This window comes from Agromyces mediolanus (genome assembly GCF_044917495.1).
In the GTDB taxonomy this organism is placed as follows: Bacteria; Actinomycetota; Actinomycetes; order Actinomycetales; family Microbacteriaceae; genus Agromyces; species Agromyces mediolanus_B.
Genome location: NZ_JAVSSI010000005.1, coordinates 108,411 through 132,698, shown reverse-complemented (window position 1 = coordinate 132,698; position 24,288 = coordinate 108,411). Strand labels below are relative to the sequence as shown.

Sequence of the window (24,288 nt, the reverse complement as noted above, 5' to 3'; positions counted from 1 at the left end):
TTCGAGTGACTGAGACCTCTCCCGCTCCGCTCGTCGGCGTCGTCATGGGTTCCGACTCCGATTGGAACGTCATGCGCGAGGCATCCGAGCTGCTCGACGAGTTCGGCATCGCGCACGAGGTCGAGGTCGTCTCCGCCCACCGCACGCCCGAGAAGATGATCGACTACGGCAAGCGCGCCGCGAGCCGCGGGCTCAAGGTCATCATCGCCGGCGCCGGGGGCGCGGCGCACCTGCCCGGCATGCTCGCCTCGGTCACGACCCTGCCCGTCGTCGGCGTGCCGGTACCGCTCTCGCGGCTCGACGGGCTCGACTCGCTGCTCTCGATCGTGCAGATGCCGGCCGGCGTCCCGGTCGCGACGGTCTCGATCGGCGGGGCGAAGAACGCCGGCCTCATCGCGGCGAAGATCCTCGCGACGGCCGACCCGGCGCTCACCGAGGCGCTCGCCGCCTACGCGACGGCGCTCGCCGAGCTCGTCGAGGAGAAGAACGAGCGGCTGAAGCAGTCCCGATGAGCCTCGCCGCCAGCCCGATCCGGTATCCGGACGTCGCGTCGCGCCCGCTGATGACGAAGCGCGGCTGGTGGCTCGTCGCGCTGAACTTCCTGATCCCGGGCTCCCCGCAGGTGCTCGCGGGCAACCGTCGGCTCGGCCGGTTCGGGCTCGCCGCCACGCTCGTGCTCTGGTTGGTGCTGCTCGCGGCGATCGTGTCGTGGTTCCTCTGGCCGACGGTGCTCTTCAGCGCCGTCTCCATGGCCTGGTCGCTCTGGATCATCGCCGCGGCGCTCCTCTTCTACGCGGTGCTCTGGGTCATCCTGACCGTCGACACGCTGCGGGTCGTGCGACTCGTGAAGACCGCGCCCTCGGCCCGCGGTTGGATCGCCGGCCTCACCGCCGTGCTGATGGTCGTGCTGTCCGGCGGTGCCTCCTACGGCGCCTACCTCGCGTTCACGGCGAGCGGCTTCCTGAACTCGGTCTTCATCGCCGGCCCGACGGAGCCGCCGGACGAGAACGGCCGCTACAACATCCTGCTGCTCGGCGGTGACTCCGGACCCGACCGCGAGGGCCTCCGCCCCGACAGCATGTCGGTCGTCTCGATCGACGCCGACACCGGCCAGGCCGTCATCATCGGCCTGCCCCGCGACCTCGAGGACGTCCCCTTCCCCGACGACTCGCCGCTCGCCCAGGTGTACCCCGAGGGCTACGGGGCGATCGACGGCTGCGAGGTCGACGTCTGCATGCTGAACTCGATCTACACCGAGGTCGAGCTGAAGAGCCCCGAGATGTACCCGGATGCGGTCTCCCGCGGCAGCGAGCCCGGCATCGAGGGCATGCGCGACGCCGCCGAGGGCGTCACCGGCCTCGACATCCAGTACTACGTCCTCATCGACATGCAGGGCTTCGAGCAGCTCATCAACGCCCTCGGCGGCGTCGACATCAACGTCGAGACCCGCATCCCGATCGGCGGCGACGAGGACAACGACGGCGTCGACGGCTGGATCGAGCCGGGCCAGCAGCACCTCGACGGCTATCACGCGCTCTGGTACGGGCGTGCGCGCTACGGCGTCGCCGGCGGCGACTACGAGCGGATGGCGCGCCAGCGCGTGCTGCAGGAGGCGATCCTGCACCAGTTCACGCCCGGCAACGTGCTCGCGAAGTTCCAGGACGTCGCATCCGCGGGCGCCGACACGGTGAAGACGGACATCCCGCAGTCGATGCTCGGCTACTTCGCGAACCTCGCGATGAAGACGAAGGAGCTGCCGATCGGCCAGGTCGAGCTGGTGCCCGACAACGGTGTGGATCCGACGGATCCCGACTTCGAGCAGATCCGCGCGATGATCCAGGAGGCGCTGTTCCCGCCGAGCCCGGATCCGACCGAGGAGCCCGCGCAGTAGCACCGCCCGCGGCGCGGTCGCGAAGGGTGCGATCGTGCGGCCGGCTCAGAGGTCGGCGTGCAGCTGCCAGACCCGCTCGCCGGCGTCCTGCCAGCTGAACGCCCGCGCGCGGTCCGCGGCGGTGATCGCGAGGCGGGAGGCGAGCTCGCGGTCCTCGGCGACGTTCGTGATCGCTGCGGCGAGCCGATCGGCGAACCCCTCTGCGCCCCCGACACCGACCGCGACGGAGAGCCCCGCCCCCGCGGCGATCTCCTGGTGCGCCGGGGCGTCGGAGTGGATGACCGGGACGCCGAGGCTGAACGCCTCGATCAGCCAGGTGCCGCTCGCCTCGTCGTGCGCGGGGGCGACGACGGCCGTCGCCCGGGCGATGACCACCGCGAGATCGGCGGCGTCGAGCTCGTCGAGGCGGTGCAGCCGCCCGGCCGCGAGGCCGTGCTCCTCGGCGACGGTCGCGAGGTGCTGGTCGCCCCAGCTCTCCGGGCCGAGCACGACGAGCGGGAGTTCGGGGACGCCGGTGCGTCCGAGGGCGGCGAGCACGTCGACGAGGCCCTTCCGGGGTTCGAGGGTGCCCTGCACGAGCAGGTACTCCGCGGGCAGCCCGAGCCGCTCGGCGCGCGCGTCGGCGTCGGGCCCGAGCACGAGGCCGGTGCGCGGCGCGGTGCCGATGACGCGCAGCCGATCGCCGAAGTCGACGATCATCGAGAGCCGGTCCGCGAGCGCGTGCGTCGGCACGACGACCGCGTCGGCGTGCTTGCGCGCCCGCTTCAGCATGCCCTTCTGCCAGGCGACGGCCGTCGAGCTGAGGGCTTCGGGGTTCGTCCAGGCGAGCACGTCGTGGACGGTGACGACCGTCTGATCGCCGGAGCCGCGCTCGTGCTTGCGAACCGGGGCGAACAGCCCGGGGGCGTGGATCATGCCGCCACCCGGGGACGTCGTCAACCCGAGCTGCCACGCGGCCGCGAGCTCGCGTCGCGCGAGGCTCGTCTTGTAGAGGTCCGCGAGCCCCGGCAGCGCCTCGAGCAGGCGCGCGTAGTCGGCCTCCGGGGAGGAGGAGACGATGCCCTCCACGGCGCAGCCTTCCGGCGCGGTGCGGATGATCGCCCGGCTCAGCTCCTCCGCGTACCGTCCGAGCGCGCCCGGGACGGGAGCGACGAGCTGATCGACGACGACGCGCAGCGTGATCGGCATCCGGCTTCCTCCTCGCGGCGCCCTCCTGGCGCTCGTACGAATCTACCGGTCCCAGACTGCGAATCCGGCGTGCGTCCGCCCGGCCCGGCGCGGCCCGCCGCGCCACGTCGGGCAGAATAGACAGGACCGAGAGCGAGACCCCGACACATGACCGTTTCCAGTGCGCCGCCGCGCGTCGTCGCCGTCGTCGTCGCCTACAACCGCCGAGACCTGCTCGTGGAGGTCCTCGAGTCGCTGTCGGCCCAGGAGGCCCCGCTCGCGAAGATCGTCGTCGTCGACAACGCCTCCGACGACGACTCCGCGGCCGTGGCGCAGGCGCACGGCGAGCTCGTCGATCTCGTGCGGCTCGAGCGCAACACCGGCGGCGCCGGCGGATTCGCCGCGGGGATGGCGGTGGCGCTCGACGAGCACGCACCCGACTGGCTCTGGCTCATGGACGACGACACGGTCCCGACGCCGAGCGCGCTCGGGCGGCTCCTCGCCGCCGTCGACGGCTCGGAGTACGTCGTCGCCGGCTCGCGCGTCGTCTGGACGGACGGCACCGACCATCCGATGAACACGCCGCGGCAGAACCCCTTCGCGGGCGGCGCCGAGCGGCGCGCCGCGGCGGAGCACGGCGGCCTCGCCATCCGCAGCACCTCGTTCGTCTCGATGCTCGTCCGCGCCGACGTCGTCCGCGAGATCGGCCTGCCGATCGCCGACTACTTCATCTGGAACGACGACTTCGAGTACTCGACGCGGGCGCTCCGGGGCCGTCGCGGCCTGCACGTGCCGGCCTCGGTGGTCGTGCACAAGACGAAGGTGCTCGGCGCCTCCGACGCCGACCCCGGTCCGCGGTTCTACTACGAGGTGCGCAACAAGCTCTGGATGCTGCGCCGCTCGGCCAGCCTCTCCGCGTTCGAGAAGGCCGTCTACGGGGCGTCGAGCGTGCGCCGCTGGATCCGTACCTTCCTGCGCTCGAGCGATCGCGCCGTCCTCCGCGACGGCTGGCGGCGCGGGTACCGCGATGGCACGCGCACCCGGCCGCGCCCGAACCGCATGTCGCTCGCCGGGCTCGGTCGGGCGAGCGCGGCGATCGAGCGGCTGGAGCCGGACTCGTGAGCGCACCGTTCTCGCTCCTGCTCCCGGTGTACCGGGGCGATGACCCCGCGCATTTCCTGAAGGCCGTCGGATCGAGCACCGCCGAGCAGACCGTCCGCCCGGCGCAGCTCGTGCTCGTGCAGGACGGCCCGGTCGGCGAGGAGCTCGCCGAGGCGATCGAGCGGGCGGTGGCGCAGAGCCCGGTGCCGGTCACGAGGCACGTCTTCGAGGAGAACGTCGGGCTCGCGACGGCGCTCGAGCACGGGCTGACGCTCTGCGCCCACGACATCGTGGCGCGGATGGATGCCGACGACATCTCCCTGCCCGAGCGCTTCGCCAAGCAACTGCCCGTGATCGAGGCCGGGGCCGACCTCGTCGGCACCGGCATGTTCGAGTTCCTCGACGACGACGGCTCGATCGTGGCCCGGCGGACGCCCCGCACCGGGCACGAGGAGATCTCCCGGTACGCCCGGTTCCACGACCCGTTCAGCCATCCGACGGTGATGTACCGGCGCTCGGCGGTCGCGAGCGCCGGCGGCTACCGACCGCTCGGGCTGATGGAGGACTACTGGCTGTTCGCGCGGATGATCCACGCCGGCGCTCGAGTGGAGAACCTCGCCGATCCGCTCGTCATGTACCGGGTGGGCGCCGGGGCGTACGCGCGTCGCGGCGGGCGTGCGCAGTGGCGGAGCGAGCTGGCGCTGCAGAAGGCGCTGCGCTCGATCGGCTTCACGACGCGCTGGGAGTACCTGCGCAACGTCGCGGTCCGCGGAGCGTACCGCTTCGTGCCCGAGCCGGTGCGGAAGATCGCCTACCGCCGGCTCATCGCGAACGGGGGAGCGGCGGGTCCGGCCGGAGCCTGACGGATTCCGTTGCGCCGCCTCGCGCCACACCGATGCGAAAGCATCGGTGACCCCCGTCTTTCCGTAGCATGAGGGGGCCGTGGTCCCCCTACCCGCGGCGTTCGGGGGTTTTTGCCGTGAGACGACGACTTCGCCAGCTGACCGTCGGCCTCCTGGCCGCGATCATCGTGGCGTCGGGACTGACGATCGTTCCAGCGACCGTCGTCCCAGACACCAGCGCGAGCGCCGCCGATGGTTCGAACTTCGACCCGGGCATGATCATCAGCGACGCCGTCTTCTACGACAGCACGACGATGACGGTCGCGCAGATCCAGAGCTTCCTGAACGCGCGGGTGCCGAGCTGCCGCAGCGGGTACGTGTGCCTGAAGGACTACCGGCAGAACACGACGAACCAGCCGGCCCGCTCCGAGGGCTGCGCAGCGTACGCAGGCAGGGCGAACGAGACGGCGGCGCAGATCATCTTCAAGGTGGCCACCGCATGCGGCATCAACCCGCGCGCGCTGATCGTCCTCATCGAGAAGGAGCAGGGGCTGATCAGTGACGACTGGCCCACCAGCCGCCAGTACCGCTCGGCCACCGGGTACGGCTGCCCCGACACCGCAGACTGCGATACCAACTACTACGGGTTCTTCAACCAGGTGTACCACGCGTCCTGGCAGTTCAAGAAGTACCGGGCGAACCCGGGCATCCGCCAGTACCAGGCCGGCCGGAACAATACGATCCTCTGGCATCCGAACGCGTCCTGCGGGTCGTCCAGCGTCTACATCAAGAACCAGGCGACCGCCGGCCTCTACATCTACACGCCGTACCGTCCGAACACCGCGGCGCTGCGGAACCTCTACGGGACCGGCGACTCCTGCTCGAGCTACGGCAACCGGAACTTCTGGCGCATGTTCACCGACTGGTTCGGTTCGACGAGCACGCCCGCGGTGGTGGACGTGGCGATGAACAAGATCCCGCTCGTCTACGCAGTCGACACTGAGGGGGATCTCTGGCTCTACCCCGGATCCGGCGCCGGCGGGTGGAAGTCCCGGGTGAAGATCGGCGCCGGCTGGGGCGGGTTCCGTCACGTCACCGGGGTCGGCGATCTGAACGGCGACGGGAATCGAGACGTCCTCGCAGTCGATTCGGCCGGGACGCTCTGGCTGTACCCCACGAACGGGAAGGGGCGATTCCTCACCCGGATCAAGGTCGGCGACGGCTACGGGAACGTGACAGCCATCGTCGACGCCGGCGACTTCAACTCCGACGGTGCGCCGGACTTCTTCACCCGGATCTCGAACGGCGACCTGCGTCTCCACGCGGGCAACGGGTTCGGGCAGTTCGCGCCCCCGAAGCGAGTCGGGGTGGGGTGGAACGGAATGACGTCCCTCATCGGCGGGGCCGATTTCGACGGCGACGGAACGCCGGACATGCTTGCGCGCGTGTCCAACGGCGACCTTCGGCTCTATCCGGGCAACGGGCGGAGCGGCTGGAACGGCCAGCGGCTCATCGGCATCGGTTGGAACGGCATGTCTGCGATGTTCACACCGGGTGACTTCGACGGTGACGGCCTGCCGGACGTGCTTGCGAGGGACGGCAGCGGTGCGCTCCGGCTGTACCCGGGCAACGGCACCGGTGGCTGGAAGACGATGAAGCAGATCGGCGTCGGCTGGAGCGGCATGAAGTCGATGTCCGGACCCGGCGCGCCGGCACTGGCTCCCTACGTTCCGCTCGGGGGCGTCGGCGATGTGACCGGCGACGGACCCGCTGACGTCCTCGCGCGTCGTGCGAGCGACGGCCTGTTGATGGTGTATCCGGGGACCGGGGCGGGGGCGTTTGCGACGCGGACTCGACTGGCAGAGGACTGGGGCGGGATGACCGCGGTCGTCGGTGCCGGCGACCTCGACCGCGACGGTCTCCGGGACCTGCTCGTGCGCGATGAGGGCGGCACCCTTTGGCGCTACCCGTTGAACGGGTCCGGCGGGCTCGGCGAACGCGTCCGCATCGGCACCGGCTGGGGAGGATTCACCGCGCTCGCTTCGGGCTCCGACTTCTCCGGGGACCGCAACCTCGACGTCGTTGCGAGGAATGCGGCGGGCGAGCTCTGGCTCTATCGGGGCGATGGCGCGGGCAACTTCCCGAGCAAGTCGCTCATCGGCAGCGGCTGGCAGGACATGAGCTGGATCCTCGCCCCGGGGGATGTCGACGGAGACGGAAAGGCCGATCTGCTCGCGATCACTCCGTCGGGCGACCTGCGCCTCTACCGCGGCAACAACGCCGGCGGCTTCTCCGGCATGTCGGTGATCGGCAAATCCTGGCAGTCGATGACCTGGGTGATGACTCCGGGTGACTTCGACGGCGATGGAGTCCCCGACCTCATCGCGCGGAACGCCGCGGGGGAGATGATCCTGTACCCGGGCAACGGCAAGGGCGGCTGGAAGGCATCCACCAAGATCGGCGCCGGCTGGAACGGGATGGACCTCATCGGATGAGTGTCGCCCCCGGAGGTCGTTCAGATCGAGCGAAGTAAGCTGTCAGCCGTGTCAATCCTCATCACCGGCGGCGCCGGCTACATCGGCGCGCACATCGTCCGACTCCTGCAGGAGCGCGGTGAGCGCGTCGTCGTCGTCGACGATCTGTCGGGCGGCGACGCGCGGCGAGTCGCGGGCGCCCCGGTCGTGCGAGTCGATCTGGCCTCGGACGGCGCCCGAGCCGCGCTCCGGGCCGTGATCGCCGAGCATCGGGTGACGAGCATCGTGCACTTCGCCGCGCGAAAGCAGGTCGGCGAGTCCGTCGCTCATCCGGAGGCCTATTTCCGCGACAACGTGTCGAGCCTCGCCGCGGTCGTCGGCGCGGCCGCGGATACGGGGGTCGCGCGCTTCGTCTTCTCCTCTTCCGCCGCGGTCTACGGCACCCCGGCTGCATCACCGGTTTCGGAGACGGCACCTCCCAGCCCGATCAATCCCTACGGCGAGACGAAGCTCGCCGGGGAATGGCTCATGCGCGATGCAGCGACGGCGTACGGGCTTGACGCGATCAGCCTCCGCTACTTCAACGTCGCCGGCGCGGGCTGGGACGATCTCGGCGACCCGGCGCCGCTGAACCTCGTCACGATCGCGATCGACCGCATCCGGCAGGGGCTCGCCCCAGTGATTCTCGGCGACGACTACGACACGCCGGACGGCACCGGCGTCCGCGACTACATCCACGTACTCGACCTCGCCGAGGCCCATCTGCACGCGCTCGCCGCGGTCGGTGAGGAGCGCGGCCGCCACCGGGTCTACAACGTCGGCACGGGCCGAGGCTCGAGCGTGCGAGAAGTGCTCGACCGACTCGAGGAGGCCGCCCGAAGCGGCCTCGAACCGATCGTCGAGCCCCGGCGGCCAGGAGACCCGCCCGCTGTCGTCGCCGACCCCGAGCTGATCGCCGAGGAGCTCGGCTGGCGCGCCACCCGATCGCTCGACGACATGGTCGCCTCGGCCTGGCGGGCGAGCGAGCACCGGGCCCAGACCGTCCGATGAGCTGGCTGGAGTTCGTTCTGCCGCTGGCGATCGCCACGGCCGTCATCTTCGTACCCGGTGGGCTCCTCGCGCTCGCAGCCGGTGCGAGACGGCTGCTGCTCTGGTCGATCGCGCCGGCGATCTCGATCGCAGTGCTCTCGCTCATCGCGATCGTCTTCGGGCGGATCGGCATCCGCTGGGAGCCGCTCGCCGTCGCCGTCGCCGTCGTGGTGATCGCGGGACTCGTCTGGGCTGCGCGTCTGCTCGTGCGCAGCCGATTCCCGCTCGTGCCGGATCGTCCGGTGCCGGGTGCACCGCTGTGGACGATCGGCGCTCTCGCGGTCGCGGGCGTGATCATCGGCGTCCAGCTCGTCATCGGCATCCAGGCTCCCGACCGGATCTCCCAGACCTTCGACGCGTTCTTCCACTTGAACGGCATCCGGTACATCCTCGAGACCGGCAGCGCGTCATCGTTCGACCTGCAGGGATTGGTGCTCCCGGCGGGTCAGCACGCCTTCTACCCGGCGGGATGGCACGCCGCGGCCTCCCTCGTCGCAGCAGCGGGAATCGAGATACCCGTGGCCGTGAACGCGGTGAGCGTCGTGATCGCGACGCTCGTATGGCCGGCCGGGATGCTCCTGCTCGTGCGCTCCCTGATGCCGGCGCGGCGCGGCGCGGCGCTCGTCACGGGCGTGCTCGCGGCGGCATTCCCCGCCTTCCCGCTGCTCATGCTCACCTTCGGTGTGCTGTACCCGTATTGCCTCGCGCTGGCCCTGCTTCCGGCCGCGCTCGGCCTCGGATTCATGCTGGGGCAGACCCGGGCATGGCGGGGCAATGCCGTGGTGCTCCGTGGCGCGCTGCTCGCGCTCGCCTTGGTCGGAATCGCCTTCGCGCAGTCGTCGGTGGTCTTCGCATGGGCGGCGCTCGTGCTGCCGCTCGCGCTCTGGCGGGCCGTACCGTTCGCGGCACGGCTCCGCGGGCTCGGTCGGGTGCTCGCGTGGATCGCCCTGGTCGCGCTGGTCGCCGTCTTCGGCGCGGCGTGGATCTGGTTCGGCCGCATCGGCGCGGACACCCCCTGGGTCGCATACACGAACTTGCTCGGTGCGCTCGGCGAGGCGCTGTTCCACGGATTCAAGTTCACGTTCCCGTCCATCGTGGCCACCGTGCTCGCGCTCATCGGCGTCATCGATCTGGTCCGCCGTCGGGAGAAGCTCTGGTTCGTCGTCTCGTGGGCGATCACGATCGTGCTCTTCACGGTCGCGGCCGGCGGCCCCTCGTGGAAGCTCCGCGCGTGGTTCGCGGGGCTGTTCTACCGAGACCCGCCACGACTCAGCGCGCTCCTCGTCATGGCCGCGGTGCCGATGGCCGTCTTCGGCGCGATCGCGGTCTGGCGTCTCCTGCGTCGCCTCCTGGAACGTCGCGCCGGGGTCGCGACGACGGGCCGTGGCGCGCGCGTCGTGGCCGCAGCGGCGCTGCTCGTGCTCGTGCTCGCCACCCAGCTCAGTCCGGCGATGTCCGCCCAGCTCGCGCTGACCGAGCGCGCCTACACAAACGCCGAGGACGCGCCGATCCTGTCGCAGAGCGAGCGGACGCTCATCGAACGGATGCCGCAGCATGTGCCGGCAGACGCGGTCGTCGCCGGGAACCCCTGGACGGGGGCGCCGTTCGCGTACGCCCTCACCGGCATCCACATGCTGAACCCGCACTTCAACTCCTACGTGTACCCGCAAGCCTCGTTCATCAACGAGCACCTGAACGAGGCGCTGGAGGATCCGGCGGTCTGCGAGGCCGTCCGGGAGACGGGTGTGTCCTATGTGCTCGATTTCGGCGGCTACTTCAAGGACGCCGGGGAGACCGGGCTCGAGATCGACGGCACGACCCCGTTCCGCGGTCTGCGTGATCTCGAAGAGGCCGGCGTCGCAGAGGAGGTCGACCGCGAGGGTGACTCGGTGCTCTACCGGATCACGGCCTGCGGCTGACACCGCCGATCGGCATCCGTCAGAAGATGCGCCGCAGGAGCGGCACCTTCAGCGCGCCGATGGTGATCGCGAACGACGTCACCGCCACGATGGCGAACAGCAGCGCCGTCTCCGCGAACGACGATCCACTCGTGAAGGCCGGGAACAGGGCCCGGATGACGGCGAGTACCAGCAGATGCACGAGGAAGACGCCGAACGCCGCGTTCGAGAGCACGACGATGGCCCGGCGCGTCCGTTCACCGAATCGCACCCGGTCGAGCGCCCCGACGACGCAGACGAAGACGGCGAGGCTCATGGCGGTCACGATCGGCGCGTAGTAGCTGACCGGTGAAACCGCGTTGAGGACGCCGAACGAAGCCGGCGAGGCGTACTGGAGCACCGTGTAGGTGATGGTTCCGAGCGCGAACAGGCCGGCCACGGTCACGAGCCAGGTGGGCAGCCGGCGCAGACTGAGCGCGTAGCCGGCGGCGAAGTAGCCGACGTACGGCACCCAGAACGTCAGCAGGGTCACGGCGATCGGCCGGGGCATCCCCGCGGCTGCGGTGAGCGACGGAATGGCGAAGACGAGCACGCACCACGCGAGGGAGAAGGCCGCGAACACGGCGGGGCGGCGCGGCGATCCCTGGTTCACGAAACTGCCGATGATCGGTGCGACGAGGTACAGCCCGAGGATGATCCAGAAGAAGTAGAGCTGCGTGTAGACCTTGCCGTCGATGACGAGGAGCACGAACTCGCGCAGCGATGGGCGCTCCGACTGGAGCCACAGCCGGACGACGAGGAAGTAGATCAGGTGCCAGGCGATGAGCGCGGGGACGAGCCGCAGCGCCCGCTTGCGGTAGAACGCGCCGACGCCGTCGGCGAGCGCCGAGGGCCGGAGCACGAGGGCGCCCGACAGCATGACGAACACCGGCACCGCCCAGACGAAGCCGAGGTCGAGGACGACGGCCGCGAAGCGCTGCCACGCACCCGCGTTCTCGGGATTCGTCACCACCAGGCTGAACGTGTGGATGGCCACCACACCGACGATCGAGACGACGCGGAGCACATCGAGACTGAGTCTCCGGCCGGCAGCGCGGGCTGGGGGAGGGGGTGGGGCTGACTCCTCGGTCACTCGCCTGAGCCCGGCTCCGAGCCGGGGGTGTCGGGGTGGGCCTCGATCGCGTCCTCGGCGACGGTGCGCGCGTCCTCCGCCTCCGCGCGGGCGAGGGCGATCTGGCGGGCGAGGAGCGTGATGCGCCGGTTCATCTGCACGTTCCGCCGATACGTCGTCGCAACGAACACGAGGAACGCCAGGATCAGCGCGTACAGCATCAGGTCGGCGCCGCGGCCGACGCCGATGAGGTTGGCGATCCAGCTCAGCCACTGCGGGAAGAGGATGGAGAGGATCGCCACGAGCACGAAGGCGGCCATGAAGAGCCGACGGAGTGCCAGGTGATTGTCGCCGCCCGTCGGGCGGGCGAGGAAGAGCCCGATGAGGATGACTCCGACGACGAGGAGGATCTGGATCCACATGCCGCTCACCTCACCAGCAGATCGACGAGGATGTTGACCGAGTTCAAGAGGGACTGGCCCTTCGCCTTCGAGTAGTCCGTGTACAGCACCTCGACGGGGAACTCCCGCCAGGGGAGCTTCGTGCGCCCGAGTTTCAGCACGATCTCCGAGGCGTGCGCCATCCGGTCCTGCTCGAGGTGGATCTGCGCGGCCGCGTCGGTTCGGATGACCCGCAGGCCGTTGTGCGCGTCGGTGAGCTGCAGGCCCGTCGTCTTGTTCGTCACCCAGACCGCCGTCTTCAGCACGATGCGCTTCAGCACGCCGGGATTCGTGCGGTCGTCGAGGAAGCGCGAGCCGAACACGATGGCCACGTCCTCCTGCTTGGCGAGGTCGAGCATGAGCATCGCATCCTCGATGCGGTGCTGGCCGTCGGCGTCGAACGTGACGAGGTACCGCGCACCCGGCTGATTCACGGCGTATTCGAAGCCGGTCTGCAGGGCGGCGCCCTGGCCGAGGTTCACCGGGTGGCGGATGATGCGCGCGCCGGCGGCCGCCGCCGCGGCGATGGAGGCATCGGTGCTGCCGTCGTCGATGCAGACGACGTGCTCGAAGTGGGCACGGAGCTCGTCGACGACCCGGCCGATGACGGTCTCCTCGTTGTAGAGGGGGATCACGATCCAGGTGTCGTCGGAATGCCGCCGGGGGTCATCCAGGGCGGAACTGTCCATCAGGCCATTGTTGCAGAAGGCGGTAGGCTATCCGCGCAGCCGCGGCTGCTTGGATCGGCATGAGGAGCCCAGCATTGTCCACACCTTCGAGCGCCCGCATCGTCGACTCCGCAGACGTCTCGCCCGATGCGGTCATCGGTGACGGCAGCTCGGTCTGGCACCTCGCGCAGGTGCGCGAGCAGGCCGTGCTCGGTGAGAACTGCGTGATCGGCCGGGGTGCCTACATCGGCACCGGCGTGCGCCTCGGCCACAACTGCAAGGTGCAGAACTACGCGCTCGTCTACGAGCCTGCCGTGCTCGCCGACGGCGTGTTCATCGGCCCGGCCGTCGTGCTGACGAACGACACCTATCCCCGCGCGATCAACCCGGACGGCTCGCTGAAGAGCGCCCACGACTGGGAGCCGGTCGGCGTCACCATCCGCGAGGGAGCGGCGGTCGGCGCCAGGGCCGTCTGCGTCGCACCGGTTACCATCGGTGCATGGTCGACGATCGCCGCCGGCGCGGTCGTGACGAAGGACGTGCCCGACTTCGCCCTGATGGCGGGGGTCCCGGCGCGCCGCATCGGTTGGGTCGGCCGTGCCGGGCACCGACTGGTCGACGACGGGGCGGTCTGGCGGTGCCCCGAGACCGGAGCCACGTACGTCGAGACCGATGGAGTCTTGAGAGAGATGAGTGAGAACGTATGACTGAGTCGTTCATCCCGCCCGCGAAGCCGATCATCGGCGACGAGGAGCGCGCCGCGGTCGATCGCGTGCTGCAGTCCGGCATGGTCGCGCAGGGCCCCGAGGTCGCCGCCTTCGAGCGGGAGTTCGCCGAGGCGCTCGTCGACGGCCGCGAGTCGGTCGCGGTGAACTCCGGCACCTCGGGTCTCCACCTGGGGCTGCTGGCCGCGGGCATCGGCCCGGGCGACGAGGTGATCGTCCCGTCCTTCACCTTCGCGGCGACCGCCAACTCGGTGGCCCTCACCGGTGCGACGCCCGTGTTCGCCGACATCGAGCCTGCGCAGTTCACCCTCGACCCGGCCGCGGTCGAGGCTGCCGTCACCGAGCGCACCGCGGCGATCATGCCCGTGCACCTCTACGGCCACCCGGCGCACATGACCGAGCTCCAAGCCGTCGCCGACCGCCACGGTCTCGCGATCTTCGAGGACGCCGCGCAGGCGCACGGCGCCTCGCTCGGCGGCCGCAAGGTCGGCACCTTCGGCCGCTTCGCGATGTTCAGCCTCTACCCGACGAAGAACATGACGAGCGGCGAGGGCGGCATGGTCACGTGCGAGACGCCCGAGCTCGTGCGCAACGTCAAGCTCCTGCGCAACCAGGGCATGGAGGCGCAGTACCAGAACGAGGTCGTCGGCTTCAACGCCCGCATGACCGACATCCATGCGGCGATCGGCCGCGTGCAGCTCACGAAGGTGGGCGCCTGGACGGAGACCCGCCGGGCCAACGCCGCCCTGCTGGATCGCGAGCTCCGCGGCGTCGTCGTGCCGCCCGTCGCCGACGGCGCGGTGCACGTCTACCACCAGTACACCGTTCGCGTGCCGGACGACCGCGACGGCTTCGTCGCCGCCCTGAAGAACGAGTACCAGGTCGGCAGCGGGGTCTACTACCCCGTGCCGAACCACCGGCTCGCCTCGCTCACGAAGTACGCGCCCGGCCTGCACCTCGAGGAGACCGAGCGCGCGGCCGCCGAAGTCGTCTCGCTCCCGGTGCACCCCTCGCTCACGACCCGCGACCTCGAGCGCATCGTCGAGGCCGTGAACGCGCTGGCCGGAGCCGGCGCCTGATGGCAGCGGCACTGCGCGCCGGCCTCATCGGCGTCGGCATGATGGGACGCCACCACGCCCGCGTGCTGCGTGAGCTCCCCGGCGTCGAACTCGTCGCGATCGCCGATCCCGGGGGAGACCCCCACGGCGTCGCCGGCGACCTCGAGGTCCTGCCCGATGTCGACGCGATGATCGCGGTGGGGATCGACCTCGCCGTCGTCGCCATCCCGACGCGCTTCCACTACGACGCGGCCATGAAGCTCGCGGATGCCGACGTGCACACCCTCGTCGAGAAGCCGATCGCGCAGACGGTCGAGCAGGGCCGGGAGATGACGGCGGCCTTCGCCGAACGCGGCCTCGTCGGAGCCGTCGGCCACATCGAGCGCTTCAATCCCGCCCTGCAAGAGATGCGCCGGCGGATCGCCGCGGGCGACTTGGGCGAGGTCTACCAGGTGGCGACCCGTCGTCAGGGACCCTTCCCGGCGCGCATCGCGGATGTCGGCGTGGTGAAGGACCTCGGTTCGCACGACGTCGATCTCACCGCCTGGGTCGCGCAGAGCGATTACGCCTCGATCTCCGCCCGCACCCTGCACAAGAGCGGTCGCGAGTACGAGGACATGGTGCTGGCCACCGGGATGCTCCGAAGCGGCGTCCTCGTGAACCACATCGTCAACTGGCTGAGCCCCATGAAGGAGCGGGTCACCATTGTCACCGGCGAGCTCGGCGCCCTCGTCGCCGACACCTCGACCGGCGACCTCACCCTGTTCCGCAACGGCACCGTGCCCACCGAGTGGGAGGCCGTCTCCGCCTTCCGCGGGGTGAGTGAGGGCGACATGATCCGATTCGCGTTCGCCAAGCGGGAGCCGCTGCGCGTCGAGCACGAAGCGTTCCGCGACGCGGTGCTCGGGGAGCGGCACGACGTCGTCACGATGGAAGAGGGCCTGCGAACGCTCGAAGTCGTCGAGGGCGTCATCGCCTCGGCGGCGACGGGCACCGTGGTCGAGTTCTGAGCCCGGTCGTTCGCTGATGCGCGTCACCATCACCAGCCGGATCTTCGCCCCGGAGCCGGCGGCGGCGGCGTATCGCCTCTCCGCCCTGGCGACCGCGCTCGCCGACGCGGGACATGAAGTGACGGTCCTGACGACGCGGGCGCCGGCGGCGATGGGCAAGCCTGACGTCGCCCGGGTGCACGGGACCGGTCGCGTGCACGTGCGACGGGCTCCGGTGCTGCGGGACGGCGCGGGACAGGTCCGGGGGTACGTGCCGTACCTCTCGTTCGACGTGCCGCTGTTCTTCCGCCTGCTGTTCGGCCGGCGGGCGGAACGCATCGTGACCGAGCCGCCGCCGACCACCGGATTCGTCGTTCGGCTCGCCGCCGCTCTTCGGCGGACGCCCTACGTGTACTATGCGGCCGACATCTGGTCGGATGCGGCGGAGTCGACCGGAGCGCCGCAGCCCGTCGTGCGATTCGTCCGTTGGCTCGAGCGTCGCGCACTCCGCGGTGCGGCGCAGGTCATCGCCGTGACCCAGGGAGTCGCAGACCGGGTGCGCGAGCTCGGCGGCCACGACCGCGTGGCACTCGTGCCGAACGGCGTCGACACCGACATCTTCACCCCCGACGGCCCGCGGGTGTCCGGCCCGCCGACTGCGGTGTACGCCGGTACCACCTCCGAATGGCAGGGCGCCGATGTGTTCGTGCGCGCGATGCCCGCCGTCCTCGCCGCGAACCCGGAAGCCCGCCTGGTCTTCGTCGGCCAGGGCAGCGCACGAGCCGAGCTCGAGCGGCTCGCATCGGGCCTGGCTCGGGACGCGATCGAGTTCCGCGATCCGGTGCCACCGGCGGAGGCCGCGACCGCGCTGCGCTCGGCGAGGGTGGGGCTGGTCAGCCTTCGGCCGGGCATCGGCTACGACTTCGCCGTTCCGACGAAGCTCTTCGCCGCGGCCGCGTGCGGCACGCCGGTGATCTTCGCCGGAGCCGGCGCATCGGTCGCGGTCATCGAGTCGGGTGGCATCGGCCGCGCGGTCGACCATGAGGTCGCGGATGTCGCGAGCGCGCTCGTGGCGGGTCTCGCGATCGAGCCGTCACCGCTCGAGCGCCGCCGTACGGCGGAATGGGTCCGGGGGCACGCGTCCATCGCCGCGACCGGTGCGAAGGCGGCGCTGGTGGTGGAGCGGGCGCAATGATCGGCCGTGTCCGTGCGGCCGCGAACCGTCTGGCCGGGACGCTCCCTCCACTCGTCGCGGACCGGGTACTGCCCGGGTGCCGCCGTCGCATCAAAGCCGAGGGGACGACACGGGTCGGCCGAGCACGTCGACGCGTGTTCATCGGCCCGGTGAACTCGGCGGGGCAGGGTTTCGCCTGGGCGCGTGCCGCCGAACGACTCGACGGGGTCGCAGCGGCCGACTTCATGTACCGGAACCCGAGCGACCCGTTCGCGTTTCCTGCGGACCATTCCGTTCCGACGACGTTCTTCCGGTCGAGCGAGGGGTGGCAACGCGATCAACGTCGGGCGGTCGCCCGGCGCTTCACGCATGTGCTGCTGGAGTCCGGTCGGCACCTCTTCGGTACCGAGGGCACCGTCTTGCAGCAGATCGACGGTCTCCGCGCCCGCGGCGTCACGGTCGGGTTGCTCTGGCACGGCAGCGATATCCGATTGCCGAGCGAACACGCGCGGCGTGAACCGGACTCGCCGTTCATCGGCGGGCGCTATCACGAGACCGATCGGCTCGAAGAGATCGCGACGCGGAACGGCGAGCTGATCGCCGTGAGCGCAGCGCCGTCGTTCGTGTCGACTCCGGATCTGCTCCACTTCGTCCCTGGGGCCAGCTGGCTCCCGGTGGTGATCGATGTCGCGCGCTGGCGCGGAGCCGGGCCCGTCGCCCCGCTCACCCGTGCGCGACCCGTCGTGGTTCACGCGCCGAGTAACGCGGGTCTGAAGGGGAGCGAGCTCATCGCCCCCGTCCTCGAGCGACTGCACGGGGAAGGCGTCGTCGAGTACCGGCCGGTCTCGGGAGTGCCGTCGGCGGCGATGCCCGAGATCTATGGCGCCGCCGACATCGTGCTCGATCAGTTCTCGCTGGGCATCTACGGGGTCGCGGCCTGCGAGGCCATGGCCGCGGGCCGCATCGTCGTGAGTCACGTCGGCGAGGAGACCCGGGCGCACGTGCGCCGTACCACTGGCCTCGAACTGCCCATCGTCGAGGCGAGCGCGGGCGAGCTCGAGGGCGCGCTCCGGACGATCTGCGGCGAACGCGCACGCTTCTCCACGATCGCCGAGGCCGGTCCGGCCTTCGTCGAGGCCGTGCACGACGGGCGGCGCTCCGCGGCGGTGCTCGCGCCGTTCCTCGGCGTCAGCACGTCCGTGGTCCGTTGAGCCGACCGCCAGCATCGACATGGGAGACTACTGATCATGCCGACTGACCGTTCGAGCGGAGAACCCGACGCATGAAACTCGTGTGGCGCACGTTCCGCGACCTCCTGCCCTGGCTGCCGGGCAACGCGCAGTCCTACCTGTGGCGCTATGTCGTGATCTCCTGCCTCCTTGCAGTGCTCGACATCGCGGCGATCATGCTGCTCGCGTTGAGCCTGGCTCCGATGCTCTCCGGCGCCTCCATGACGTTCCCGGTCATCGGCACCATCGGACCTGATCAGTACATCTGGATCGTGAGCGCCGTCGCCGGCCTCATCCTCGCAAAGTCCATCCTCGCGATGGTTCAGCAGTGGTTCGCGACCCGTCGTTTCGCCGGCTTCGAACTGGAGATCGGACGGCGCCTGTTCGACGCGTACATCAAGGCACCGTGGACGCACCGGATCGCCCGAAACACGGCCGAGATCGTGCGCATCGCCGATGTCGGCATCGCGAACGCGACGAGCGGCTTCCTGCTGCCGATCATCCAGCTGCCGGCGCTCGTCGTGAGCTTCATCACGATCCTGCTGATCATCGTGGTCGCCCAGCCGCTCATGGCGCTCATCACCGTCGTGTACCTCGGCGGCATCATGGCGCTGCTGTACTGGGTGGTGTCGGGGAAGTCGGTGCAAGCCGGCCGCGTCTCTCGCGACTACTCGTTCCGGGTCGCCACCCTGATGACCGAGATGATGCAGGCCCTGAAGGAGATCACGCTCCGCGACAAGACGGGCGAGGTCGCCGACGTCGTCCAGCAGAACCGCGTCTTCAGCACGCGTGCGAGGGCGAACATGAACTTCCTGAGCTCGCTCCCCGTGTTCGTGCTGAACGCGGCGCTCGTCGGCGGGTTCATCCTGGTCGGTGGCATCGGCTTTGCCACGGGCGGCCTCGAGGCGGCGCTCGCGTCGGTGGCGCTCTTCGCCGTCGCGGGCTTCCGGCTGATCCCGTCGCTCACCGGCTTCCAGGGCATCGTCACGACGACCACCGCGAACGTCCCGCACGTGCAGGCCGTGATCTTCGACATCAAGGCCTCGCAACTGCACATCGACGTTGCCGAGAAGCTCGGAAGAGAGCCCATCGATGGGACGCCGCGTTCGCTCCGACTCGAGGGCGTCAGCTACGGCTACCCGGGACACGAGGAGACTCCGGCGGTGCATGACATCGACCTGGAGATCCCGATCGGCAGCTCGCTCGCGCTCGTGGGCACGTCCGGAGCTGGAAAGTCGACCATGGTCGACATCCTGCTCGGACTCCTCGTGCCGCAGCACGGCTCCATCACGCTCGACGGCATCGAGCTCGAACGGGTGCTCGCCGCCTGGCGTTCGCGAGTCGGCTACGTACCGCAGGACGTCGCATTGTTCGACGGGACCGTCGCGCAGAACGTTGCGCTCGCCTGGGACGACGACCGGATCGACTTCGACAAGGTGCGGGAGGCGCTCGAACGGGCGCAGCTCTGGGAGACGATCGAAGCGCGCACCGGGGGGATGCGCGGCAAGATTGGCGAGCGGGGGATGTCGCTTTCTGGGGGGCAGCGGCAACGCCTCGGCATCGCCCGGGCGCTCTACAGCGATCCGTTGATCCTCGTGCTCGATGAGGCCACGAGCGCGCTCGACACGAAGACGGAGTCGCTCGTCACCGCGGCGATCCGCGGACTCAAGGGAGAAGTGACGATCGTCTCGGTCGCCCACCGCCTGTCCACGATCCGCGACAGCGATGTGATCTGCTTCATGCAGGACGGCACGATCGCCGCTCGCGGCACCTTCGACGAGCTCGTTGCTACCGTGCCGAACTTCGCCGAGCAGGCGCAGCTGTCGGGACTCGCATGAGTCGACCGTTCGTCGAGCTGGTCATCGCCTGCCACGACGCACGTCGGCCGATCGAACGTGCGGTGGCGTCCGTGTTCCAGGACGGGGACGTTCGCGACCTGGTGCGTGTCACCGTCGTGGCGCACGGTGTCGACCCCGCACTCCTCTCCGAGCGGCTCGCCGGCGTCGCCGGCGACTGGCGCGTCCTGCCGTTCGCCGACGGAGTCCGCAGCGCAGCTGGACCGTACAACCACGGCCTCGGGCAGGTCGAGGCCGACTACTGCGGGGTGATGGGTTCGGACGACTTCCTCGAGCCGGGGGCGATGCGCTCCTGGCTCGCCCATGTCCGCACCGCTCGCCCCGCGGCCGCGATCGCGAGGATCCGGCTGCAGGGGCAGGCGATCATGCCGAACCCGCTGGTCCGGCTCGGCCGCCGCGAGCGGCTCGACGCCGCGAAGGACCGCTTGTTCTACCGCACCGCTCCGCTCGGCCTCGTCGAAACGGCGGAGATGCAGCGGCTGGGACTGCGGATGACCGAGGGGCTCCGCGTCGGCGAGGACTTCGAGTTCGGTATCCGGCTGTGGTCGCTCGGCCGACGCGTCGATTTCCTCGGCTCCTCGCCCTGTTACGTCATCGGTACGGACGCCGTCGAGCGAACCACCTATGGCGCGATGTCGCTCCGGGAGTGGCTGGCCCCAGTGACGGGGCTCCTCGAGCGCGGACTGCCCGCTGAGCTCACTCCGGCGCATCGGCGCTCGCTGGCGATCAAGCTCGTCCGTATCAGCGTGCTCGGCGGCGCGCAGACCCGGCGCACACCTGCGGACTGGCTCGAGGGCGACGCGGACGTGCGGTACCTCGCCGACGTGCTGCGCCGGCTCATCGGGCTCGCCCCGGGCGTGCTCTCGCCCTTCGACCGCCGCGACCGGCGGATCCTCGACGGTCTACTGTCCGAGCCGACCACGGCCCGTGCGACCGCCGATGTCGCGGCATCCACCGGAGCAGGTCGGCGTGAACGCTGGCTCACCAAGAATCCGTTGCTGAGCCTCGGCCGCGAGACCACGCTCCGGCGGTATCTGCTCTACTATCTCAAGCGCGAACGAAAGGCCCCGACCACATGACCGCGCGCCCGACCATGCTCATCCTGTCGTACTCGCCGATCGCGCGGGACGCGCGTCTGCTGAAGCAACTGGCCCGCTTCACCCAGGACTTCGACGTCACGAGCTGCGGCTACGGGCCGGCTCCCGACGGCGTCGTCGAGCACATCTCCATCCCCGATGACCAGCGGTACAACGATCTCGACGGCAAGCTGATCACGCTCAAGCACTACCGCAAGGCCTACTGGCGACTTTCCGCGGTCCGGTGGTCGCGGGAGCATCTCCGAGGCCGGAGGTTCGATGTCGCGATCGCGAACGACGTGGAGGCGGTGCCGGTCGCCGTGAAGCTGAAGCCGAGGCACGGTGTGCTCGCCGATCTGCACGAGTACAGCCCGCGTCTCCACGACGATCACGAGCTCTGGTTCCAGCGGATCACGCCCTGGTTCGAGTGGGTGGTTCGCAAGTACGTCACGCGGGCGTGGTCGTGGTCGACGGTCAGTCGTGGCATCGTCGACGAGTACGAACGGAACTTCGGCTTCCGTGCGGAGCTTGTCACCAACGCTGCGCCGTACCAGCCGGACGCGGCACCCACACCGGTCGCAGAGCCGATCCGACTGGTGCACAGCGGCGCGTGCCTGCGGAACCGGAACCTGCATGTGATGGCCGAAGCGGTCGAGCAGGCGGCGAACGACGTGACGCTCGATTTCTACCTGACCGCGAACGACCCGCCCTACCTCGAAGAGCTCAAGGAGTTCGCTGCGAGCTCGACGCGTGTCACCGTCCACGACCCGGTGCCGTACGCGCAACTCGCGGACACCCTGAACGGCTACGACGTCGGCATCCACGTTCTGCCCCCGATCAACTTCAACAACAAGCTCGCACTCCCGAACAAGTTGTTCGACTACGTGCAGGCGCGCCTCGGCGTCGTGATCGGCCCGTCGCCCGAGATGGCGTACTACGCGGAGCACTACGGCGTCGGCGAGGTCGCCGACGACTTCACGCTCGAGGCCACGCGGGAAGCGATCGAGCGGCTCTCGGTCGCCTCGGTGACGGCGTTCAAGGCGAACTCCCACGCGCACGCCGAAGAGCTCGGCGCCGACCGGCAGGTCGATGTGTGGGCGCGGCTCGTCGAACGGCAGATGTCGAGGAAGCGCCGGTGACCGTCCCGCGGCTGCTGATCGTCTCGTTCTCGACGATCGTCGCGGACGCCCGCGTCCTGAAGCAGCTCCGTCGGCTCTCGCCCGACTACGAGGTGCACACCGTCGGCTACGGCCCGAAACCCGACGGCGTGGCCGGGCACATCCGGGTGCCGGATGAGTTCGCGATCTGGCAGTACGACCGATTGGCGGTGGTCCTGCGACGCTACGAGCGGGCGTACTGGAGCAATCGGGCGGTCGCCTTCGCCGTCGAGGCCCTCCGGGGGAGCCGATGGGATGCAGTGCTCGCGAACGACGTCGACGCGGTCGGACTTGCGCTCTCGCTCGACGCACGCGCGGGGGTCCACGCCGACCTCCACGAGTACGCTCCCCGTCAGAAGGAGGATGTCGCTCGCTGGCGGCGCTTCGTCGCGCCGTTCGTCAGCTGGATGTGCCGTCGCTTCGTCACTCGGGCGGCCTCGGTGACGACGGTCGGGCAGGGCATCGCGGAGGAGTACGCGGCGAAGTACGGAATCGCGGCCCAGGTCGTCACGAACGCCGCGCCGTACTCGCCGCTTGCCCCCGGGGACGTGCACCGACCGATCCGTCTCGTGCACTCGGGGGCTGCGCTGCGCGACCGGAACATCACGGCGATCCTCGACGCCGTCGAGTCGACGAGTGCAGCGGTGGAGCTCGCGCTCTACCTCACGCCGAACGATCCGGGATTCCTCTCAGAGCTACGTTCGCGGGCGGAGCGCAGTGAGCGGATCACGCTGCACGACCCGGTGCCGTACGACGAGCTCTCCGGTAGGCTCAACGCCTACGATGTCGGCATCCACATCCTGCCCCCGGTGAACTTCAACAACCGCTGGGCCCTGCCGAACAAGTTCTTCGACTACGTGCAGGCGCGTCTGGGAGTGATCATCGGTCCCTCTCCCGAGATGGCCCGAGTCCTCGGTGAGCACGGCTTCGGAGCGGTCACCGCCGGGTTCTCCGCCGCGGACCTCACCGAAGCACTCGACCGGCTGGAGCCGGCGACGGTGGCCGAGTGGAAACGAGCCGCCGACGCCTCGGCCCGAACCCTGTCGAGCGAGGCGCAGGTGGAGGTCTGGGCCGAGGCCATCGCCGCACTGTTGGAGCGGGGCCGATGACCCGCCTCCTCCTGTTCACGAACGACTTCCCGTATCGAGGCGGGGACTCGGTGTTCGTCGGTAAGGAGATCGACGCGCTGGCCGAGGCGTTCGACGATGTCGTGGTCTTCTGCCACGCGCGCGATACCAGCGCCGGGCTCGTCGAACTCCCGCGGAACGTTCGGTTCGGTGCGAATCTCTTCGACGCTGCGCCCGAGGACAGTCCGCGCGCGGTGCTCCGGCCCGCGAACCTCGCCTCCCTCGCCTCCGCCGCATGGCTCGAGCTCATCGGCGGGCGTCTGCTCCGTCATCTGCGGCTCTTCCTCATGGGGTCCCGGGTGGGGATCACCCAGGCGAACCGTCGTGCTGTGCGCGACGCCGTCGCAGGCGATCCGGACACCGTCGCGTACGCGTTCTGGGGGATGGGCGGCGGACTCGGCCTCGCCTGGCTGCACGGCGTGCGCGCTCGCGCGGTGCGGCTGCATCGCTATGACCTGTACGAGGAACTCGCGCCGAGCGGCTACCTGCCGTTCCGCCCGTGGCTCTTCCGTCGCGCGGATCGGGTGCTCGCGATCTCGGACGACGCGCACGACTATCTCGAGCGCCGCTATCGCAGCCGGGCGCTGGATGCGAAGATCGTGGTCAGCCGCCTCGGTGTCTTCGGCCCCGAACAGGTCGAACGGGCGCCTGCCGGCGGCGAGCGGCTCATCGTCTCCTGCTCCTCGGTCACCCAGGTGAAGCGAGTGGGGCTCCTCCTCGAGGCCATGCGGGCGCTGCCCGGCGTCTCCGAGCAGGCGCCGGTGCGCTGGGTGCACTTCGGCGACGGGCCGCTCATGGATGAGCTTCGTGCCGCTGCCGCCGAGCTTCCAGCAGGGCTCGCTGTCGAACTGCGCGGGCAGACGGCCAATGAGGAGCTTCTCGCCTTCTACCGGGCGAACCGCGTCGACGCCTTCGTGAACGTCAGCTCGAGCGAGGGCATCCCGGTGAGCATCATGGAGGCCATCGCCTTTGACATCCCGGTGGTCGCGACGGCGGTCGGCGGGACTCCCGAGATCGTGGGGAATGCGCTCGGCACGGGGGAGCTGGTCGACGCGGATGCCTCGCCGGCGCGCATCGCCGAGACGATCGAGTCCGTCATCGGCGCGCCGACGGATCGGTACTCGCCCCGCGAGCGGTGGCGCCGCGACTACGACGCGAGGATCACCGGGGCACGCGCGGCTGAGCTCGTCCGCTCGCTCCTCGACTGAGCCGCCGC

21 protein-coding genes are annotated in these 24,288 nt (G+C 70.0%); 17 read left to right on the top strand and 4 right to left on the bottom strand.

What is annotated here, in order from left to right:
- Positions 1-44: 44 nt before the first annotated feature.
- Both purE and ROT00_RS09380 read left to right on the top strand, forming a co-directional pair.
- The gene (gene purE, locus ROT00_RS09385) at positions 45-512 is read left to right on the top strand and encodes a 5-(carboxyamino)imidazole ribonucleotide mutase (protein WP_404774519.1); all 468 of its coding nucleotides are present in this window, start codon (positions 45-47) and stop codon (positions 510-512) included.
- Entirely contained in the window at positions 509-1,891 is a 1,383-nt protein-coding gene (locus ROT00_RS09380; protein WP_404774279.1) for an LCP family protein, read from the top strand. Before purE ends, ROT00_RS09380 begins: the two co-directional genes overlap by 4 nt.
- A gap of 45 nt (positions 1,892-1,936) precedes the next feature.
- Here the strand turns inward: ROT00_RS09380 and ROT00_RS09375 are convergent, their stop codons facing one another.
- Positions 1,937-3,079 carry a glycosyltransferase gene (locus tag ROT00_RS09375; RefSeq protein ID WP_404774278.1) on the bottom strand — a complete coding sequence of 381 codons (1,143 nt, stop codon included), beginning with the start codon at positions 3,077-3,079 and terminating at the stop codon, positions 1,937-1,939.
- Between the two features lie 147 nt (positions 3,080-3,226).
- Between ROT00_RS09375 and ROT00_RS09370 the strand changes: the two genes are divergently transcribed.
- The 5 genes from ROT00_RS09370 (at position 3,227) to ROT00_RS09350 (ending at position 10,483) form a co-directional block, all read left to right on the top strand.
- The gene (locus ROT00_RS09370; RefSeq protein ID WP_404774276.1) at positions 3,227-4,180 is read left to right on the top strand and encodes a glycosyltransferase; all 954 of its coding nucleotides are present in this window, start codon (positions 3,227-3,229) and stop codon (positions 4,178-4,180) included.
- A complete protein-coding gene (locus tag ROT00_RS09365; protein WP_404774274.1) occupies positions 4,177-5,022 on the top strand; it encodes a glycosyltransferase in 846 nt (281 codons plus the stop codon). The genes ROT00_RS09370 and ROT00_RS09365 overlap by 4 nt, the downstream gene beginning before the upstream one ends.
- 116 nt (positions 5,023-5,138) lie before the next feature.
- Positions 5,139-7,496: an FG-GAP repeat domain-containing protein gene (locus ROT00_RS09360; protein ID WP_404774273.1), complete on the top strand. Its 2,358-nt coding sequence runs from the start codon at positions 5,139-5,141 to the stop codon at positions 7,494-7,496.
- A 48-nt stretch (positions 7,497-7,544) separates the two neighbouring features.
- The gene (galE, locus tag ROT00_RS09355; protein WP_404774271.1) at positions 7,545-8,525 is read left to right on the top strand and encodes a UDP-glucose 4-epimerase GalE; all 981 of its coding nucleotides are present in this window, start codon (positions 7,545-7,547) and stop codon (positions 8,523-8,525) included.
- Complete coding sequence (locus tag ROT00_RS09350) at positions 8,522-10,483, top strand: DUF6541 family protein (RefSeq protein ID WP_404774269.1); 1,962 nt, start codon at positions 8,522-8,524, stop codon at positions 10,481-10,483. The genes galE and ROT00_RS09350 overlap by 4 nt, the downstream gene beginning before the upstream one ends.
- Positions 10,484-10,502: 19 nt before the next feature.
- On the opposite strand, the gene ROT00_RS09345 is transcribed toward ROT00_RS09350, so the two are convergent.
- The 3 genes from ROT00_RS09345 to ROT00_RS09335 form a co-directional block, all read right to left on the bottom strand.
- Positions 10,503-11,528, bottom strand: coding sequence for an acyltransferase (locus tag ROT00_RS09345; protein ID WP_404774268.1), 1,026 nt, complete (start codon positions 11,526-11,528; stop codon positions 10,503-10,505).
- Positions 11,529-11,590: 62 nt separating this feature from the next.
- A complete protein-coding gene (locus ROT00_RS09340; protein ID WP_404774266.1) occupies positions 11,591-11,995 on the bottom strand; it encodes a DUF2304 domain-containing protein in 405 nt (134 codons plus the stop codon).
- 5 nt (positions 11,996-12,000) lie between these two features.
- Positions 12,001-12,702, bottom strand: coding sequence for a glycosyltransferase family 2 protein (locus ROT00_RS09335; protein ID WP_404774265.1), 702 nt, complete (start codon positions 12,700-12,702; stop codon positions 12,001-12,003).
- Between the two features lie 74 nt (positions 12,703-12,776).
- Here ROT00_RS09335 and ROT00_RS09330 point away from each other — a divergent pair, with 74 nt between their 5' ends.
- From ROT00_RS09330 to ROT00_RS09285, 10 genes are all read left to right on the top strand, one after another.
- The gene (locus ROT00_RS09330) at positions 12,777-13,388 is read left to right on the top strand and encodes an acyltransferase (protein WP_404774263.1); all 612 of its coding nucleotides are present in this window, start codon (positions 12,777-12,779) and stop codon (positions 13,386-13,388) included.
- Positions 13,385-14,485 carry a DegT/DnrJ/EryC1/StrS family aminotransferase gene (locus tag ROT00_RS09325; protein ID WP_404774261.1) on the top strand — a complete coding sequence of 367 codons (1,101 nt, stop codon included), beginning with the start codon at positions 13,385-13,387 and terminating at the stop codon, positions 14,483-14,485. Before ROT00_RS09330 ends, ROT00_RS09325 begins: the two co-directional genes overlap by 4 nt.
- On the top strand, positions 14,485-15,474 hold the full coding sequence (locus tag ROT00_RS09320) for a Gfo/Idh/MocA family oxidoreductase (RefSeq protein ID WP_404774260.1): 990 nt from the start codon (positions 14,485-14,487) through the stop codon (positions 15,472-15,474). Before ROT00_RS09325 ends, ROT00_RS09320 begins: the two co-directional genes overlap by 1 nt.
- A gap of 16 nt (positions 15,475-15,490) precedes the next feature.
- A complete protein-coding gene (locus tag ROT00_RS09315; RefSeq protein WP_404774258.1) occupies positions 15,491-16,648 on the top strand; it encodes a glycosyltransferase family 4 protein in 1,158 nt (385 codons plus the stop codon).
- A gap of 134 nt (positions 16,649-16,782) precedes the next feature.
- A complete protein-coding gene (locus ROT00_RS09310; protein ID WP_404774256.1) occupies positions 16,783-17,838 on the top strand; it encodes a glycosyltransferase family protein in 1,056 nt (351 codons plus the stop codon).
- A 71-nt stretch (positions 17,839-17,909) separates the two neighbouring features.
- Positions 17,910-19,694 (top strand): ABC transporter ATP-binding protein, encoded by a 1,785-nt coding sequence (locus ROT00_RS09305; protein WP_404774254.1) that lies wholly within the window; start codon positions 17,910-17,912, stop codon positions 19,692-19,694.
- Positions 19,691-20,791, top strand: coding sequence for a glycosyltransferase family 2 protein (locus ROT00_RS09300; protein WP_404774252.1), 1,101 nt, complete (start codon positions 19,691-19,693; stop codon positions 20,789-20,791). Before ROT00_RS09305 ends, ROT00_RS09300 begins: the two co-directional genes overlap by 4 nt.
- Complete coding sequence (locus tag ROT00_RS09295) at positions 20,788-21,927, top strand: glycosyltransferase family protein (RefSeq protein ID WP_404774250.1); 1,140 nt, start codon at positions 20,788-20,790, stop codon at positions 21,925-21,927. The genes ROT00_RS09300 and ROT00_RS09295 overlap by 4 nt, the downstream gene beginning before the upstream one ends.
- On the top strand, positions 21,924-23,054 hold the full coding sequence (locus tag ROT00_RS09290) for a glycosyltransferase family protein (protein WP_404774248.1): 1,131 nt from the start codon (positions 21,924-21,926) through the stop codon (positions 23,052-23,054). Before ROT00_RS09295 ends, ROT00_RS09290 begins: the two co-directional genes overlap by 4 nt.
- Positions 23,051-24,280, top strand: coding sequence for a glycosyltransferase (locus ROT00_RS09285; RefSeq protein ID WP_404774247.1), 1,230 nt, complete (start codon positions 23,051-23,053; stop codon positions 24,278-24,280). The genes ROT00_RS09290 and ROT00_RS09285 overlap by 4 nt, the downstream gene beginning before the upstream one ends.
- Positions 24,281-24,288 lie beyond the last annotated feature (8 nt).

Coding starts and splice junctions, on each gene's coding strand:
- purE (WP_404774519.1), top strand. CDS start 45: ATGGGTTCCGACTCCGATTGGAACGTCATGCGCGAGGCATCCGAGCTG.
- ROT00_RS09380 (WP_404774279.1), top strand. CDS start 509: ATGAGCCTCGCCGCCAGCCCGATCCGGTATCCGGACGTCGCGTCGCGC.
- ROT00_RS09375 (WP_404774278.1), bottom strand. CDS start 3,079: ATGCCGATCACGCTGCGCGTCGTCGTCGATCAGCTCGTCGCTCCCGTC.
- ROT00_RS09370 (WP_404774276.1), top strand. CDS start 3,227: ATGACCGTTTCCAGTGCGCCGCCGCGCGTCGTCGCCGTCGTCGTCGCC.
- ROT00_RS09350 (WP_404774269.1), top strand. CDS start 8,522: ATGAGCTGGCTGGAGTTCGTTCTGCCGCTGGCGATCGCCACGGCCGTC.
- ROT00_RS09340 (WP_404774266.1), bottom strand. CDS start 11,995: ATGTGGATCCAGATCCTCCTCGTCGTCGGAGTCATCCTCATCGGGCTC.
- ROT00_RS09335 (WP_404774265.1), bottom strand. CDS start 12,702: ATGGACAGTTCCGCCCTGGATGACCCCCGGCGGCATTCCGACGACACC.
- ROT00_RS09325 (WP_404774261.1), top strand. CDS start 13,385: ATGACTGAGTCGTTCATCCCGCCCGCGAAGCCGATCATCGGCGACGAG.
- ROT00_RS09320 (WP_404774260.1), top strand. CDS start 14,485: ATGGCAGCGGCACTGCGCGCCGGCCTCATCGGCGTCGGCATGATGGGA.
- ROT00_RS09315 (WP_404774258.1), top strand. CDS start 15,491: ATGCGCGTCACCATCACCAGCCGGATCTTCGCCCCGGAGCCGGCGGCG.
- ROT00_RS09305 (WP_404774254.1), top strand. CDS start 17,910: ATGAAACTCGTGTGGCGCACGTTCCGCGACCTCCTGCCCTGGCTGCCG.
- ROT00_RS09300 (WP_404774252.1), top strand. CDS start 19,691: ATGAGTCGACCGTTCGTCGAGCTGGTCATCGCCTGCCACGACGCACGT.
- ROT00_RS09295 (WP_404774250.1), top strand. CDS start 20,788: ATGACCGCGCGCCCGACCATGCTCATCCTGTCGTACTCGCCGATCGCG.
- ROT00_RS09285 (WP_404774247.1), top strand. CDS start 23,051: ATGACCCGCCTCCTCCTGTTCACGAACGACTTCCCGTATCGAGGCGGG.